This window comes from Mesorhizobium sp. M0960 (assembly GCF_040319055.1).
Lineage (GTDB): Bacteria > Pseudomonadota > Alphaproteobacteria > Rhizobiales > Rhizobiaceae > Mesorhizobium.
Genome location: NZ_JAMYNN010000013.1, coordinates 83,210 through 98,958 on the forward strand (window position 1 = coordinate 83,210; position 15,749 = coordinate 98,958).

General features: G+C 64.5%; 16 protein-coding genes. 7 read left to right on the forward strand and 9 right to left on the reverse strand.

Annotation, left to right across the window (positions count from 1 at the left end):
• Positions 1–42 precede the first annotated feature (42 nt).
• A complete protein-coding gene (locus NKH63_RS21825) occupies positions 43–1,770 on the forward strand; it encodes a saccharopine dehydrogenase family protein (protein ID WP_352918702.1) in 1,728 nt (575 codons plus the stop codon).
• Here the strand turns inward: NKH63_RS21825 and NKH63_RS21830 are convergent.
• The 3 genes from NKH63_RS21830 to NKH63_RS21840 all read right to left on the reverse strand — a co-directional run bounded on the left by NKH63_RS21830 (position 1,683) and on the right by NKH63_RS21840 (position 5,284).
• Positions 1,683–2,066, reverse strand: a complete 384-nt coding sequence (locus NKH63_RS21830; RefSeq protein WP_352592309.1) for a DUF1850 domain-containing protein — start codon at positions 2,064–2,066, stop codon at positions 1,683–1,685. The two genes, NKH63_RS21825 and NKH63_RS21830, sit on opposite strands and share 88 nt — an antisense overlap.
• Positions 2,063–4,159, reverse strand: a complete 2,097-nt coding sequence (locus NKH63_RS21835; RefSeq protein ID WP_023718848.1) for a TRAP transporter permease — start codon at positions 4,157–4,159, stop codon at positions 2,063–2,065. Before NKH63_RS21835 ends, NKH63_RS21830 begins: the two co-directional genes overlap by 4 nt.
• 159 nt (positions 4,160–4,318) lie before the next feature.
• The gene (locus tag NKH63_RS21840) at positions 4,319–5,284 is read right to left on the reverse strand and encodes a TAXI family TRAP transporter solute-binding subunit (RefSeq protein ID WP_023718847.1); all 966 of its coding nucleotides are present in this window, start codon (positions 5,282–5,284) and stop codon (positions 4,319–4,321) included.
• A 259-nt stretch (positions 5,285–5,543) separates the two neighbouring features.
• Here NKH63_RS21840 and NKH63_RS21845 point away from each other — a divergent pair, with 259 nt between their 5' ends.
• Both NKH63_RS21845 and NKH63_RS21850 read left to right on the forward strand, forming a co-directional pair.
• On the forward strand, positions 5,544–5,897 hold the full coding sequence (locus NKH63_RS21845) for a YciI family protein (RefSeq protein WP_023718846.1): 354 nt from the start codon (positions 5,544–5,546) through the stop codon (positions 5,895–5,897).
• Positions 5,897–7,153, forward strand: a complete 1,257-nt coding sequence (locus NKH63_RS21850; protein WP_352495443.1) for an RNA polymerase sigma factor — start codon at positions 5,897–5,899, stop codon at positions 7,151–7,153. The genes NKH63_RS21845 and NKH63_RS21850 overlap by 1 nt, the downstream gene beginning before the upstream one ends.
• 15 nt (positions 7,154–7,168) lie before the next feature.
• Here NKH63_RS21850 and NKH63_RS21855 read toward each other — a convergent pair whose 3' ends face one another.
• The 6 genes from NKH63_RS21855 to hrcA form a co-directional block, all read right to left on the reverse strand.
• On the reverse strand, positions 7,169–7,792 hold the full coding sequence (locus NKH63_RS21855) for a glutathione S-transferase family protein (RefSeq protein ID WP_023718845.1): 624 nt from the start codon (positions 7,790–7,792) through the stop codon (positions 7,169–7,171).
• Between the two features lie 178 nt (positions 7,793–7,970).
• Positions 7,971–8,951, reverse strand: a complete 981-nt coding sequence (gene cysK, locus NKH63_RS21860; RefSeq protein WP_023718844.1) for a cysteine synthase A — start codon at positions 8,949–8,951, stop codon at positions 7,971–7,973.
• 164 nt (positions 8,952–9,115) lie between these two features.
• Entirely contained in the window at positions 9,116–9,733 is a 618-nt protein-coding gene (locus NKH63_RS21865; protein WP_023718843.1) for a LysE family translocator, read from the reverse strand.
• Positions 9,734–9,820: 87 nt separating this feature from the next.
• Positions 9,821–11,173: a PQQ-dependent sugar dehydrogenase gene (locus NKH63_RS21870; protein ID WP_352592301.1), complete on the reverse strand. Its 1,353-nt coding sequence runs from the start codon at positions 11,171–11,173 to the stop codon at positions 9,821–9,823.
• Between the two features lie 101 nt (positions 11,174–11,274).
• Positions 11,275–11,472: a hypothetical protein gene (locus tag NKH63_RS21875; protein ID WP_023718841.1), complete on the reverse strand. Its 198-nt coding sequence runs from the start codon at positions 11,470–11,472 to the stop codon at positions 11,275–11,277.
• Positions 11,473–11,505: 33 nt separating this feature from the next.
• Complete coding sequence (gene hrcA / locus NKH63_RS21880) at positions 11,506–12,618, reverse strand: heat-inducible transcriptional repressor HrcA (protein WP_352481369.1); 1,113 nt, start codon at positions 12,616–12,618, stop codon at positions 11,506–11,508.
• Positions 12,619–12,750: 132 nt separating this feature from the next.
• Here hrcA and rph point away from each other — a divergent pair, with 132 nt between their 5' ends.
• The 4 genes from rph to hemW are packed head-to-tail and all read left to right on the forward strand — an operon-like array spanning position 12,751 to position 15,748.
• The gene (gene rph / locus NKH63_RS21885) at positions 12,751–13,467 is read left to right on the forward strand and encodes a ribonuclease PH (protein ID WP_023718839.1); all 717 of its coding nucleotides are present in this window, start codon (positions 12,751–12,753) and stop codon (positions 13,465–13,467) included.
• Between the two features lie 33 nt (positions 13,468–13,500).
• On the forward strand, positions 13,501–13,911 hold the full coding sequence (locus tag NKH63_RS21890) for a VOC family protein (protein ID WP_023718838.1): 411 nt from the start codon (positions 13,501–13,503) through the stop codon (positions 13,909–13,911).
• Positions 13,911–14,588, forward strand: coding sequence for an RdgB/HAM1 family non-canonical purine NTP pyrophosphatase (rdgB, locus tag NKH63_RS21895; RefSeq protein ID WP_023718837.1), 678 nt, complete (start codon positions 13,911–13,913; stop codon positions 14,586–14,588). The genes NKH63_RS21890 and rdgB overlap by 1 nt, the downstream gene beginning before the upstream one ends.
• On the forward strand, positions 14,585–15,748 hold the full coding sequence (gene hemW, locus NKH63_RS21900; RefSeq protein ID WP_023718836.1) for a radical SAM family heme chaperone HemW: 1,164 nt from the start codon (positions 14,585–14,587) through the stop codon (positions 15,746–15,748). Before rdgB ends, hemW begins: the two co-directional genes overlap by 4 nt.
• The last annotated feature ends 1 nt before the right edge of the window (position 15,749 follow it).

Below are 15,749 nucleotides of genomic sequence, written 5' to 3' on the forward strand. Positions count from 1 at the left end.
CCGTGGCCGGGAGCGGCGCGGGGCATTTTGGGGGAACTGCGGATGAAGGTTCTTGTCGTCGGCGGTTATGGCACCTTTGGCGGTCGCACCGTCGAGCTTTTGGAGGGCGAGCCCCATCTGATCCTGTTCGTCGCCGGGCGCTCGCTCGCCAAGGCTGACGCGTATTGCAAGAAGCGCGCCCCGACGGCAGCGCAACTGCTGCCGTCACTGTTCGACCGTGACGGCGATCTCGCCGTGCAACTCGCTGCATTTGAGCCTGATATTGTGGTCGACGCGAGCGGTCCGTTCCAGGCCTATGGCGAGGGACGCTATGGCCTGATCGAGGCATGCATCGCCCGGCGCGTCAACTATCTCGATCTTGCCGACGGCTCGGATTTCGTCGCCGGTGTCTCTGCGTTCGACGAGGCGGCGCGAAACGCCGGCGTCTTCGTGCTATCCGGAGTCTCGAGCTTTCCGGTGCTGACGGCGGCGGTTGTGCGCCGCCTGTCTTCGGACCTGACGCGGGTCGACGGAATTCGCGGCGGCATCGCGCCGTCGCCCTTCGCCGGTGTCGGCGGAAACGTCATTCGCGCTATCGCCGGTTACACCGGTCAGCCGGTGCGCCTTGTTCGTAATGGCCGTCCCGAACAAGGCTGTCCGTTTACCGAGCAGCTGCGCTACACTATCGCGCCGCCGGGCCAGCTGCCGCTTCGAAACACGCTGTTCTCGCTGGTCGACGTTCCGGACCTGCGTGCTCTGGCCGAGCTTTGGCCGGAGGCGAGGACCATCTGGATGGGAGCCGGGCCGGTACCCGAGGTGCTGCACCGCGCCCTGATCGGCCTCGCCTGGCTGGTGCGCGCCGGGTTGATCGGTTCGCTTTCGCCGCTGGCGCCGCTGATGCATCAGGCGACGAACCGGCTGCGCTGGGGCGAGCATCGCGGCGGCATGTTCGTCGAGGTGGAGGGATCGGACCGCGCGGGCGCCACCGGCAAGCGCTCGTGGCATCTCTTGGCCGAGGGCAACGATGGGCCGCTGATCCCGTCGATGGCGGTTGAAGCGCTGGTCCGCAAAGTGCTGGCCGGACATCAGCCCGCGCCGGGCGCACGGGCGGCGGTGCGCGATTTAGAGCTCCGGGACTATGAGGCCCTGTTCGCCGGGCGGACGATCTACACCGGCTTCAGGAACGGGGCCGCGGACGAGGACAAGCCGCTCTATACCGAGCTGCTCGGTGCCGCCTGGCAAGGCCTTCCCGAGGCAATTCGGTCAATGCATGACCGTACGATCACGGCCGCAGGCCGCGCTAGCGTAGAACGCGGGCACAATGTTCTTGGCCGGCTAATGGCCTGGATGGTCGGCTTCCCCGGAGCAAGCGAGGACATCCCGGTTCATGTCCGCTTCGACACCGACAAGGACGGCGAGACCTGGACGCGGACATTCGGCAAGCACCGTTTTTCGAGCCTACAGTTCGCAGGCCGGGGTCGATCGCAGCGCCTGCTGTGCGAACGCTTCGGCCCGCTGACCTTCGCGATGGCACTGGTTGCCGAGGACGGCCGGCTGGCACTGGTCTTGCGCCGCTGGAGCTTTTTTGGCTTGCCGCTGCCGATCTGGCTCGGTCCACGCTCGACTTCCTACGAAACGGTGGAGGATGGCCGCTTCCGCTTCCATGTCGATATCTCGCATCCGCTTGCCGGCATGATCGCCCGCTACCGTGGCTGGCTAGAGCCTTCCGACCCGCACGGCTCCAGCGAGATCGTGTCGCCTGCCACCTTGCCAAATTCGCGGCAGTCCTGAGCCGTGCACAGCGTCCAGCCTTGACCCGTGGCGCCCGAGGCGGCGAGCACCAGGCGCCGCTGTGGCCCGACCCGGGGCGCATAGACCCACCAGCCGTCGCGCAGCGCCGAGCCTTGCGGCGGCTCCATGCCGGCGCCCGAGCCCTTGATTCGTGCCTCGACGAGTTGCAGGCCGGACGGCAGCACCTTCCAGTCTTCCTGCCACTGGGTCTTCTCCACAGAATGCGTCCAGGAGAGCGTGAAGGCGGCGACCGCGAGCGTCATCGTCTTGCCGGCCGCGACGATGCAGAGGCTCATGCCGAATTGGCCAGTGACGCCTGCCGCGCGCGCCAGCAGTGCCACCCGATCCAGGCAAGAGACAGCGCCCAGCCCGCCTCGTCGGTGAGCGGCAGCGCCGCAACCAGCAGCACGCCAGCGGCGAAGGCGACGAGGCGTTCCCACCAGGCCATGCGCCGGGCGAGAAAGCCGACGGCGGCGGCGCCCCACAGGACGATGCCCATGCAGGCTTTGATGACGATGTAGGCGACCTCGACGGGATAGCCGAACTGGGCGGCGATCGGGCCGGGGTCCTGCAGCATCAGCGCCGGGGTATAGACCGCCATGAACGGCACCACGAAGCCAGCAATGGCAAGCTTGGTGGCCTGGATGCCGATCTTGAGGCCGCTTTCCTTGGCCATGGGTGCGGCGGCGAAGGCGGCCAGCGCCACGGGCGGGGTGAGATCAGCCATGATGCCGAAATAGAAGACGAACATATGGCTGACCACCAGCGGCACGCCGAGCGACAGAAGCGCCGGCCCGGCTAGCGACGAGGTGATGATGTAATTGGGAATGGTCGGGATGCCCATGCCGAGCACCAGGCAGGTGAGCATGGTCAAAAGCAGCGACAGGAACAGATTGTTCTCGCCGATCGAGATGATCCAGCCGATGAAGGTCGAGGCGATGCCGGTGAGCGTCAGCGTGCCGATGACGATGCCGACGATGGCGCAGGCAATGCCGACCGGCAGCGCGTTCTTTGCTCCCTCGGCAAGGGAATCGACGCATATGCGCAGTGTCTCGCGCCCGCCCTTGAAGGTGAGGCAGGCGACGACCAGCACGGCGATGACCAGGCTGAGGATGTTGACGCCGAACTTCATGAAGGAAGCGGCGGCAAGCCCGAGCGCCAGCCAGAAGACGACGCGGAAGGCGAGCGGCCCGATCGATGCCGCCAGCGGCGTGCCGAGGATAAGCACAATGGTCAACGCCAGGCCCATGGTGCCGGCGAAGACCGGTGTGTAGCCGGCAAACAGCAGATAGATCAGTGCTGCGAGCGGCAGTACCAGCGGCCAGTGTTGTCTCACCGCATCCCACGGATTGGGCAGGTCGGCCTTGGCCATGCCGTGCAGGCCGGCCTTGCCGGCCTCCAAATGCACCTGCCAGAAACAGGCGCCAAAATAGAGCAGTGCCGGAATGATCGCCGCCTTGACCACCGCGGCATAGGGAATGTTCAGCGTCTCGGCCATGATGAAGGCAACCGCACCCATCACCGGAGGCATGATCTGGCCGCCCATCGACGAGGTCGCCTCGACGGCTCCGGCGAAGGCCGAGCGGAAGCCGAAGCGCTTCATCAGCGGGATGGTGAACTGGCCGCTGGCCACCACGTTGGCGACGCCGGAGCCGGAAATGGTGCCCATCAGCGCCGAGGACAGCACGCAGACCTGCGCCGGGCCGCCGCGCCATGAGCCGACCAGGCCAAGTGCAAAATCGTTGAACAGCGCGATCATGCCGGCGCGTTCGAGAAAGGCGGCGAAGACGACGAAGATGAAGATGTAGGCGGCCGAGACATAGATCGGCGTGCCGTAGATGCCTTCGGTGCCATAGGCGAAGGTGTCGACGAGCTGGGCGAAATCATAGCCGCGATGGATGAAAGGCGGTGGCAGATGATTGCCGGCAAATGCGTAGGCGAGAAAGATGAACGCAATAACGGCAAGCGGCAGTCCCATCAACCGCCGCGCCGCCTCGAAGACCAGCACGACCAGCACCGCGCCGACGATCAGGTCAGGCGTGGTGAGGAAGCCAGAGCGGCGGATGAGGTCGGCATAGAATACCCAGTTGTACAGACCGGTGGCGAAGCCGAGCACGCCGAGAGTCCAGAAGACTGCTTTCGCCGGGACGCTTTTGGCACGCAGATTGGCGATCAGGGCAAAGCCGAGCAGCAGCAGGAAGCCGACATGCATGGCGCGCACGACCTGGCTCGGCAGGCTGCCGTAGGCGGCGATGTAGATCTGGAAGATGGAGAAGGCGACGGCGATAAAAAAAGCCGCCTTGCCGGCGATGCCTTCGCCGAAGCCCGGTGGCAGGCCTTCGACAGGGATTTCGGCTGTGGTGGAAAGAACGGTCGGGGTTTCGGTCATTGGCGGGGTTCCTGGGGGGCGTCCCTCTCCCTTGAGGGGAGGGTGGACAGCCGCCGAAGGCGGATGGACGGGTGGGGTAACCTCAACTGCCTCGACCTTTGCCTGAACGATGGAGCGCGTCGCCGAGGACCCCTCCCGGCCCTGCGGGCCACCCTCCCCTCAAGGGGGAGGGATGGCGCCCTTTTCCTTGTAATACCTCTCGGCGCCTGGATGCAGCGGCACCGGCATGCCGTCGAGCGCCTTGGCCGGGTCGATCGCCTTGGCGGCGGCATGGGCAGCGGTGAGCTGGTCGAGATGCTCGAACAGCAGCTTGGTCATCTGGTAGGCGGTCTCGTCGGAGACATCGGCGCTGGTGATCAGGAAATTACCGACGGCGGCGGTCGCGACATCATCGGTCTGGCCCTCATAGGTGCCTTTCGGGATGACCACGGAAAGATAGGGCGAGCCGATCTTGGCGACGTCCTCCGCCGGCACGGCAACGATGTTGACCGGGACCGAGGTGGCGAGGTCGCGGATCGAGGCAACGCCCAGGCCAGCCGATTGCAGCGTGGCGTCGAGCTGGCGGTTCTTGATCAGCTCCACCGATTCGGCGAAGGGCAGATATTCGATCCGCCCGAGGTCTTCGTATTTCAGCCCGGCAGCGGCGAAGATCGTGCGGGCGTTGAGCTCGGTGCCCGAGGCCGGCGCGCCGACCGACAGGCTCTTGCCCTTGAGGTCGGCGAGCGTCTTGATGCCGGACTCCTTGCTGGCGACGATCTGGATGTAGTTGGGATAGATGGCGGCAATGCCGCGCAGCTTGTCGAGCTTGCCTGGGAAGCCGGCTTCGGTATTGCCCTCGGCGGCCAGCTTGACGGAATCGCCAAGCGCGAAAGCGATCTCGCCCTTGCCCTGCTGCAAGAGATTGAGGTTTTCGACCGACGCTTTCGTCGCCTGCACCTGGGTGCGCGCGCCTTCTATGCCCTTGCTATAGATCTCCGATAGCGCGACGCCGAGCGGATAGTAGACGCCCGACGTGCCGCCGGTCAGCACGTTGATGAATTCCTGTGCCTTGACCGATACCGCGCCAAGGCCAAGCGACAGCGCCAGCGCGCCGGCTGCAACAAATTTCGTCCTGAAATTGAGCATGCGATTTCCTCCCTGAAAAACTCGCCGCCGTGCCCTCCTCTGCGGCACGAAGCGAAGCGAGTTTAGACAGCGGGCGGGAAATGCCAACCCGCAATAGCAGCGATTAGACGAACGGCTAAGCAATGCCGCAACAGGTTGGCGCTTGCGCGAGGTCGCGTCGCGGCAGAAAGATTTTTCCAGCACCTGTCGAAATCCGGCAGGGCCGCGCGACATAAGTCCGGCTCGCAACGATGCGGCCTTCGAGAAACGGGAGAAGACCATGCGATATATGCTTTTGATCTACGGAAACGAAGCGGGGATGGCAGCGGCGCCGGCAGATGCGGTGACACAGATGTCGAGCGCGTACGTCGCCTACACCGAAGCGTTGAAGAAATCCGGCGCCTGGCTCGCCGGCGACCGGCTGAAGCCGACGCAATCCGCTACCTCGGTGCGGATGGCCAATGGCAAGACCAACGTGCTCGACGGCCCCTATGCCGACACCAAGGAGCAGCTTGCCGGTTTCTATATGATCGAAGCGGAGGACGTCGACGCGGCTATTGCCTGGGCGGCGCGCTGCCCGGGCGCCAGCACCGGCACGGTAGAGGTGCGGCCGATCTGGGAACTCACCATGTGATGCCTGAACTGCCCGACACCGCACGGGCGGCGGCGGAAGCGGCCGCCCGGCAAAGCTACGGCAAGCTGGTCGCCTATCTCGCCGCACGCACGCGCGACGTGGCCGCTGCCGAGGACGCCTTGGCCGATGCCTTTGCAGCGGCGCTCGAGCGTTGGCCACAGGCGGGCGTGCCCAACAAGCCGGAAGCCTGGCTGCTGGCGGTGGCGCGCCGGCGCCGCGTCGACGCGCTCAGACGGCGGCTGACAAGCGAGGCGGGCCGCGACCACCTCAGGCTGATCGCGGAGGAGATGGAGGCACGCATGGCCGACGAAGACCTGCCGGACGAGCGGCTCAGGCTGATGTTTGCTTGCGCTCATCCGGCGATCGAGGCCGGTATCCGCGCGCCGATGATCCTGCAGACGGTTCTGGGCTTCGACGCAGCGACCATCGCCTCGGCCTTTCTTGTCTCGCCGGCCACGATGAGCCAGCGCCTGGTGCGCGCCAAGGCCCGCATCCGCGAGACCGGCATTCCGTTCCGCGTGCCGGAGCGGGCCGAACTCGGCGAGCGGCTGGGCACCGTTCTGGAAGCGATCTACGCGGCGTTTGCCGAAGGCTGGTCCGACCCCGCCGGCACCGAAGCGCAGCGGCGCAATCTCGCGACCGAAGGCATCTGGCTCGGCCGGCTGGTCGCCTCGCTGATGCCGGATGAGCCGGAAGCACTCGGCCTGCTGGCGCTGATGCTGTTCGCCGAAGCGCGGCGCGCAGCGCGGCGCAATGCGGCAGGCGACTATGTGCCGCTAGCGGAGCAGGATCTTGCACTGTGGGACGATACAATGATCGACGAAGCGGAGATGCTGCTCGGGCGCGCCGCTGCCAAGGGCGTGGTCGGCCGCTACCAGCTCGAGGCCGCCGTGCAGTCAGCCCATGCGACAAGGCGGCTGACCGGCGGCACCGACTGGGTCGCGATCAAGGAGCTCTACGACGCGCTGTCGGTGATTGCCGGCTCGCCGGTGGTGTCGATCAACCGTGCGGTGGCGATTGCCGAGGCCGAAGGTGCTTCGGCAGGATTGGGCGCCCTTGATCAACTCAGCGGCGACAAGCGGCTGTATGACTATCAACCTTACTGGGCCGCCCGAGCGGGCCTGCTGGCAAGACTCGGCAGAGTTCCGCAAGCGAGCGAGGCCTATGACCGGGCTATCGGCCTCGAACGCGATCCGGCCGTGCGCCGGTTCCTGCAGGAACGACGGGCAGGTCTCGACCGCGCGGAAAGACACTGAGACAAGGCGGAGTGCTTAGGCCGGCCACATGTCGTGGGAAGCATTCAGCCTCTTTATCACCCGATGTTCCCGCAAATTGGCCCACAGGCGTTCGATGTTCGGCCAAGCGGTTGGAATCTTCGCGACCTCGGGATGCCAAGCCACCAACATGACGAGATAGATGTCGGCCAGCGAGAGCCGGTCGCCGACCAGCCAGTCGCGGCCTTCGAGGGCGGCATCGAGAATGGCGAAGCCGCGATCCATTTCCGAGACCGCCGCCTGTTTGACGGCTTCCACGCCGCCGGGATCTGTCGTGTAGCGATGAGCGTAGAAGAACCGCAGGTCAGCCGAATAGATGACGGAGGACATGAAAAACATCCAGCGCAGGAAGTCGGCGCGGTCAGGTGTGTTCGCTGCCGGCGCTAGAGCTGCTTCCGGATAGCGTTCGGCGAGCAGGATGCAGATTGCCGCCGACTCGGTCATCGAATGCCCATCCGGCAAGACCAGGACCGGGACCTGGTTCAAGGGATTGATGTCGAGGAAGGCTTGGTTGGGTCGGCCTTTTGGAACATCGATCTGGTCGAAAGGCACTCCCGCTAAAGCAAGCGCCGCCTCGACGACAAAGCCGCCGGTATTGGCACGCGTATAGAGCTTGTACATGAAGTCCTCCACCTGCCGGTGCAGCGACGATTTGGAAGTGACTCGCCGCTCAAGCGAACGACGCCCGCCACAGGTGGTTTTTCAGCAGTCCACGCCGAAGCGTCGAAACAGAACTTTTTATGCCGGAGGGGCAGCGCGAAGGATCGCTACGAACCGGCCAAAAACTCCTGTCCAGACTCTAAGCACCCAATCCCTCGAATAGGATCGTGGAGAGATAGCGCTCGGCGAAGGAGGGGATGACGACGACGAGGTTCTTGCCCTTGTTCTCCGGCCGCGAGCCGACGACGATCGCCGCCTGCAGGGCGGCACCCGACGAGATGCCGACCGGTACACCTTCGAGACGGGCGACGAGCCGTGCATTGGCGACCGAATCCTCGTTCGAGACCTTGACGATCTCGTCGTAGATCGTCGTGTCGAGGATTTTTGGTGCGAAGCCGGCGCCAATGCCCTGGATCTTGTGCGGGCCGGGTTGGCCGCCGGACAGTACCGGCGAGGCCTCCGGCTCGACGGCGACGACATGCACCGAGGGCTTGCGCTTCTTCAGCACCTGGCCGACGCCGGTGATGGTGCCGCCGGTTCCAATGCCGGCAACGAAGATATCGACTTCGCCATGGGTGTCGTTCCAGATTTCCTCGGCTGTGGTGCGGCGATGGATTTCCGGATTGGCCGGGTTCTCGAATTGTTGCGGAATGACGGCATCGGGCAGCGTCGCGGCCAGCTCGTCGGCCTTGGCGATGGCGCCCTTCATGCCTTTCGGCCCTTCGGTCAGCACCAGCTCGGCGCCGAGCAGCGCCAGCATTTTGCGGCGCTCGACCGACATGGTTTCCGGCATCGTCAGGATCAGCTTGTAGCCTTTGGCGGCGGCGGCAAAGGCGAGCGCGATGCCGGTATTGCCCGAGGTCGGCTCGATAAGCGTGGTCTTGCCGGGCGTAATCCTCCCAGAAGCCTCCAGTGCCTCGATCATCGACACGCCGATGCGGTCCTTGACCGAGGCGATCGGGTTGAAGAATTCGAGCTTGGCCAGCAGATTGGCGACGACACCCTTCTCCCTGGCGAATTTGTCGAGCCGCACCAACGGCGTGTCGCCGATCGTCTCGGTGATCGAATTATAGATGCGGCCGCGGCCGGGCACGTGTGTGGGGGTGGCGGGTTTGTTCATTGATTTTCCTCCCAGAGGTCAAGCGGCAAGAGTCGGGCGGGCATAAGATAGAGCCATCCGCCGCGCAAGATAGGCTGTCGATCGAAAATATCCGAGTGAAGTTCGTGCCGAATACCCCGCCTTGGAAAGGTGTGACAATTCCTGGCCGGCTTGGCGAAAGAGGTCTATTGGCGGGCGGCGATAGCTGCCGCTGCCCCGATCATGAAACCGGCGGCGGTGCGGTTGAGTGCCCTCAGCGCCCGCGGCGACTTCAGGAACCAGCGCGCTTTGGCCGCGAGCGCCAGATAAGGCACCAGCACCACAAGCAGGACGACGATCGTGAGCGCAACTAGGATGCCGTAATCGGCCAGCGTGATCGTCTTCAGATCGACGATGGTCGGGGTGATGGCTAGATAGAAGATCATCGTCTTCGGATTGCCGAGCGTGACGGCGAGACCGGCTACAAAGCTGGATGCCAAGCCGCCCTTGCCTTTCTTCGCCTCCACCGTCTCGGGCGTGATGCCGTTCGTCCAGAAACGCCAGCCAAGAAAAGCGAGGTAGGCGACGCCCAGCCATTTGATGATCAGAAAGATCATGCCAAAGGTCTGTGCGACGAAAGCGAGGCCGAGCACCACGGCCGTGAGATACGTCAGGTCGCCGAGCATCAGCCCGAAGGACATGGCCAGCGACGAGCGGAAGCCGGAACCCAGCGCACGCGCAACGAGTGCGGTGACGCCGGGGCCGGGGATGGCTGCGGCGATGCCGAGGGCAGCACTATAGGCGAGGAACCCGGTGAGCGTCATGATTCGCTCTTGTCGCACAATGTGGAAGTTGGGTGAATTCCCTCGGCCCGGATTCGATTGCGCCAGCGCAGCAGGCGACACCGCCGTTCAAGAGCGGCCGTCTTCGTAGGTAACGCGCCAGATGGTGCCGTTGCCGTCCTCGGTGACGATCAGCGAGCCGTCCTTGGCGATGGCGATACCGACCGGGCGGCCCCAGACGGCGTCGTTCGAGATAACGAGGCCGGTCATGAAGTCCTCATATTCGCCGGTCGGCTTGCCATCCCTGAATTTGAGCCTCACCACCTTGTAGCCGGTCCTGGCGCCACGGTTCCACGAACCATGCATGGTGACGAAGGCGTCACCCTGATAATCCGCCGGAAAGTTGTTGCCGTCGTAGAAGGCTATGTTCATCGGCGCCGAATGCGCCTGCATCAGCACGTCGGGGACAGTGGCCTTGCCGGCGAGGTCGGGCCGCTCGCCCTGATGGCGCGGATCCTCGTGATTGCCGATGTAGTACCAAGGCCAACCATAGAATCCGCCGTCCTTGACTGCAGTTGCAAATTCGAACGGCACATTGTCGCCGAGTTCGTCGCGCTCATTGACGACGCACCACAATGCGCCGGTGGCGGGCTGCACGGTCATGCCCGTACAGTTGCGCAGGCCGGTGGCGACAGTTCGGGGATTTTTCCCATCCGGGTCGAAGGCGAGCACATCGGCACGGCCGTCCTCGGAGCCCCAGGCCGCACCGAGCGGCTTTGAGTTCACCCAGGCGTCCAAGCCATCATCCGGCTCCTCCATGTCCTCGCCGACGTTCGACGCGGAGCCAACCGACAGATAAAGCGTCTTGCCGTCCGGCGAGAAGGCGATGTCGCGGGTCGTGTGACCACCCGACGGGATTTCCGCGACAATGGTTTCTGGTTTGCCGGATGCCTTCAGGTCGCCGTCGCGATAAGGAAAGCGGACGATGCTGTCGCTGTTTGCGACATAGACCCATTGCGGCTTGTCTCCTGGCGGATAGAAGGCGATGCCGTAGGGATAACTGAGCCCCTTGGCGAAGATCGCTTTCTCGATGGGCTTGGCGCTGTCCTCGGCGAGACGGTAGACACGTATCTGGTCGGCATGGCTGTTGGCAACGAACAGGTCGCCATTCGGAGCGACGCGCACGACGCGCGGATTGACGATGCCGGATGCGATCAGTTCGGCCGAAAAGCCCGGCGGCAAATCTGGCTTGGCGCTTTCGGGCCGTTCCGCCACGCCGGCGCCGTTCGAAGCGGATTGGGCGGGATCGGCTGGCGGCATGTCTTGCGCCCCGATCAGGCGGCGGGTGCCAGGCCTGTCGGCGTGCCAATCGCCAAAAGCGGCTTCGCCTTTGAGCACCTTCTGATCCGCCTGCTGGGCGGCTGCCGGTGTCGCAACAAGGAGAGCAGCGGCAATGGCCGCAAAGCCGCCAGATCGGATCATCAACGTCCTCCGGGATTCGCCTCGAAAAGGGCAAACGGGATGAGGCATTGGTCGTTCCAAGCGGCCGTCCAGCACACGAGGATTTGAAGCCGAACCCCGATTCACTTGCCGGCGGCGTAGAAATCGTCGTCGAGGCGCTTTTCCAGCGCGACCAGATCGGCCGGCAGCGGCAAGCCCATGGCCCGCATCTCTTGCAGCTTCTCGCGCAACTGCTCTTGCACCTCGTGCTGATCCTCTGGCTGGTTGATCATTTCTTCGAGCAGCAGGCTGATCTGGGCCTTGAACGATTCCAGCGCCATTCTTTTTCTCCTTGCGGCAGGCCGCGGCGGCTCCTAGCGCAGCATGCGCGAAATCAGCTGCGCGGTATAGTCGACCATCGGTACTATGCGCGCATAATTCAGCCGCGTCGGCCCGATGACGCCGAGCGCACCGACGACGCGGGCGTCCTTGTCGCGATAGGGTGCCACCACCAGTGATGAGCCCGACAGAGAAAACAGCTTGTTTTCCGAACCGATGAAGATGCGCACGCCCGGGCCCTCCTCGGCGAGGTCGAGGAGCTGGATCAGTCCGTCCTGGGTTTCGAGATCCTCGAAGAGATGCCGCAGCAATTCGATGTCGGCCTGGGCAGTGACGTTTTCCAGGAGATTGGCGCGGCCGCGCACGATAAGCCGCCCAGGCACCCCGCTTTCGGCGCCTGCCCAGACCGCCAGGCCCTTCTCGACCAGATCCTGTGAAAGCGTATCGAGGGCTGCCCTGGTCTCTTCCTTGATGCGGGCGATCTCGACCCGCGCTTCGGCCAGGGTGCGGCCGCGAATATGGGCGTTGAGGAAATTGGAGGCTTCGTGCAATTGCGAGACGGTGATGCCGGCGGGCAGATCGACGACGCGATTTTCGACGTCGCCGTTCTGCGAGACCAGCACGGCCAACGCCTTGGTCGGCTCGAGCTGGATGAATTCGATGTGCTTCAGCGCCACCTCGTTCTTGGCGGCGAGCACAAGGCCGGCGCCGCGCGACATGCCGGACAGCATCTGGCTGGCCTCGGTCAGCATATGCTCCAGCGTCGCGCCCGAGCCGGAGGCGCGCACCTGCGCCTCGATGGTGCGGCGCTCCTCGTCGGAGAGGTCACCGAGTTCCATGAACGCATCGACGAAGAAGCGCAGGCCAGCCTGGGTCGGCAGACGGCCGGCCGAAATATGCGGCGCATAGATCAGGCCGAGATGCTCGAGGTCGCTCATCACGTTGCGGATGGTGGCCGGCGATAGCGACGACGGCAGGATGCGCGACAGGCTGCGCGAGCCGACCGGCTCGCCATCCCTCAGATAAGAATCGACGATGCGCCGGAAGATGTCGCGCGAACGCATGTCGAGCGATTGAAGCGCGGGCGATTGCAGCGCGTGCGACGGGAGCACGTGCGATTGCGAACCGGGATCGACTGCCTTGGTCATTTCGAGCCAAAAACCTCCGGCGCGAAGATATAGACTTCCGCGGCGTCGGCGCAACCGGTCCATTTTCCTTTGCGCCTCACGCCCCGTGCGGCTACAAGCCGGCCAAGATCCCGAAGAAAGAAAGAAGCCTGAATGCGCCCTTCCAAACGCCAGTTCGACGAAATGCGCCCCATCTCCTTCGAGCGCGGCGTCTCCAAGCATGCGGAAGGCTCGTGCCTGGTGAAGTTCGGCGACACGCATGTGCTGTGCACGGCCAGCCTGGAGGAAAAGGTGCCGGGTTGGATGCGCAACTCCGGTAAGGGCTGGGTGACGGCGGAATACGGCATGCTGCCGCGTTCGACCGGCGAGCGCATGCGCCGCGAGGCTTCGGCCGGCAAACAAGGCGGCCGCACGCTGGAGATCCAGCGGCTGATCGGCCGCTCCCTGCGCGCCGTGGTCGATCTGCAGGCGCTCGGCGAGCAGCAGATCACCGTCGACTGTGATGTGATCCAGGCCGATGGCGGCACGCGCACCGCTTCGATCACCGGCGGCTGGGTGGCGCTTTACGATTGCCTGCGCTGGATGGAAGCCCGCCAAATGGCGAGCCTGGGCAAGGTGCTGAAGGATCACGTTGCGGCGATCTCCTGCGGCATCCATGATGGTCAGCCGGTCATCGACCTTGACTATATCGAGGATTCCTCGGCCGGAACCGACGCCAATTTCGTCATGACCGGCAAGGGCGGCATCGTCGAGATCCAGGGCACGGCCGAGGGCGAACCGTTCTCGGAAGAGCAGTTCGCGGCCTTGATGGGGCTGGCCAAGAAAGGCATTCAGCGCCTGGTCAGCCTGCAGCAGATGGCGGTGGACTGATCTTCAGGTTATGACGATGAGGGTGACGATCCTGTGACTCCTTCCGCAATCCTGGAATCAGCACTCTACGTGACGGATCTCGCTGCCGCGGAACGGTTCTATTCGGGCGTCCTCGGGCTCGATCCGCTCGGCAAGGTCGAGGGCAGGCATCTCTTCTTCCGCTGCGGCGACGGCGTGCTGCTTATCTTCAATGCCGAGGCGACGAAAGTGCCGCCGCCGGCCGACGCCAGGCTGCCAGTGCCGCCGCATGGCGCCGTCGGCGAGGGCCATCTCTGTTTCGCCGCAAGCGCCGACGAGATCGTGCGCTGGAAAGCGCACCTGGAAGCAAAGAGCATCGCCATCGAAAGCGAGTTCGAGTGGCCGCAAGGCGGCCGCTCGATCTATATTCGCGACCCCTCGGGCAATTCGATCGAATTCGCCGAGCCAAGAATCTGGGGCATCTGATGCATTCGCAGACTGTTCATTCGCCAATTGTTCATTCGCTTGATGGGCATAAGATCGTCGTCGCAAGCCACAATGCCGGCAAATTGCGCGAATTCGCCGATCTGATGGCGCCGTTCGGCATAGAAGCGAGGTCCGCCAAGGAATACGGCTTGCCGGAACCGGACGAGACCGGCACCACTTTCGAGGAGAACGCGCTCATAAAAGCCTTGGCCGCTGCCAAGGCCACTGGATTGCCGGCGCTGTCGGACGATTCCGGCCTATGTGTCGATGCGCTCGACGGCGCACCCGGCGTCTACACTGCCAACTGGGCCGAGACGCCGGACGGCCCCCGCGACTTCGGCATGGCCATGCAGCGCACGGAAGTGGCCTTGCAGGAAGTTGGCGCGATCGCGCCTGCTCAGCGCAAGGGCCGCTTTGTCGCGGTCATCTGCCTAGCCTTTCCCGACGGCCAGGCTGAATATTTTCGCGGCGAGGTCGAAGGTACGCTGGTATGGCCGCCGCGCGGCGAACTCGGCTTCGGCTACGACCCGGTGTTCTTGCCCAACGGGTTCGAAAAAACCTTCGGCGAGATGACCGCTGAGGAAAAACATGGCTGGAAGCCGGGCCAGCCGACAGCATTGTCGCACCGCGCCCGCGCCTTCCAGAAATTCGCGCAAGCCCGATTGGCCGCGGCATGACCATGCTGCTCGACCGCAGCCCGGGTTTTGGCGTCTACATCCACTGGCCGTTCTGCGCGGCCAAGTGCCCCTATTGCGACTTCAACAGCCATGTCCGCCACCAGCCGGTCGACCAGGAGCGTTTTGCGCGCGCCTTCGAGGCCGAGTTGGCGACCATGCGCGGCCGCACCGGGCCGCGCGAGGTGACAAGCATCTTTCTCGGTGGCGGTACGCCGTCGCTGATGAAGCCGCAGACCGTGGCGGCGGTGCTGGATGCCGTGGCGAAGAACTGGACGGTACCAGATGGCATCGAGGTGACGCTGGAGGCCAATCCTTCCTCGGTCGAGGCCGAGCGCTTTCGCGGCTATCGCGCGGCGGGCGTCAACCGGGTGTCGCTTGGCGTGCAGGCGCTGAACGACAAGGATCTGCGCTTTCTCGGCCGTTTGCACAATGTCGATGAGGCCCTGCATGCGATCGGCCTGGCGCGCGAGATTTTCCCACGGTTGTCCTTCGACCTGATCTACGCGCGGCCGGACCAGACGCCTGAAGCGTGGCAGACGGAACTCGAGCAGGCGATCGGCCACGCCGCCGACCATCTGTCGCTGTACCAGCTGACCATCGAGGAAGGCACGCCGTTCCATGCACTGCATGCAGCAAGGAAATTCATCATTCCAGACAACGATGTTGCCGCCGATCTCTATGCGTTGACGCAGGAGATCACCGCCGCGCACGGGCTGCCGGCCTACGAGATTTCCAACCACGCCAGGCCCGGCGCTGAAAGCCGGCACAATCTCACCTACTGGCGCTATGGCGAATATGTCGGCGTCGGTCCCGGCGCGCATGGCCGTTTCGTCGAGAGCGGGCGGCGCGTGGTGACAATCGCCGAGAAAATGCCGGAGACCTGGGCCAATCTGGTCGAGGCCAAGGGCCATGGCGTCACCGGCGGCGAGATCCTAACGCGATCGGAAGAAGCCGACGAGTTCCTGCTGATGGGGCTGAGGCTGGCGGAAGGCATCGACCTTTCCCGCTACGAGGCGTTTTCCGGGCGCGGCCTGTCGACGGCACGGCTGTCGGTGCTGCAGGACGAAGGCCTGGTGGCGCCGATCGGCAATGCCCGCCTGCGCGCCACGCCGGCCGGCATGATCGTGCTCGATGCCGTCGTGGCGGATCTGGCCAGATAGT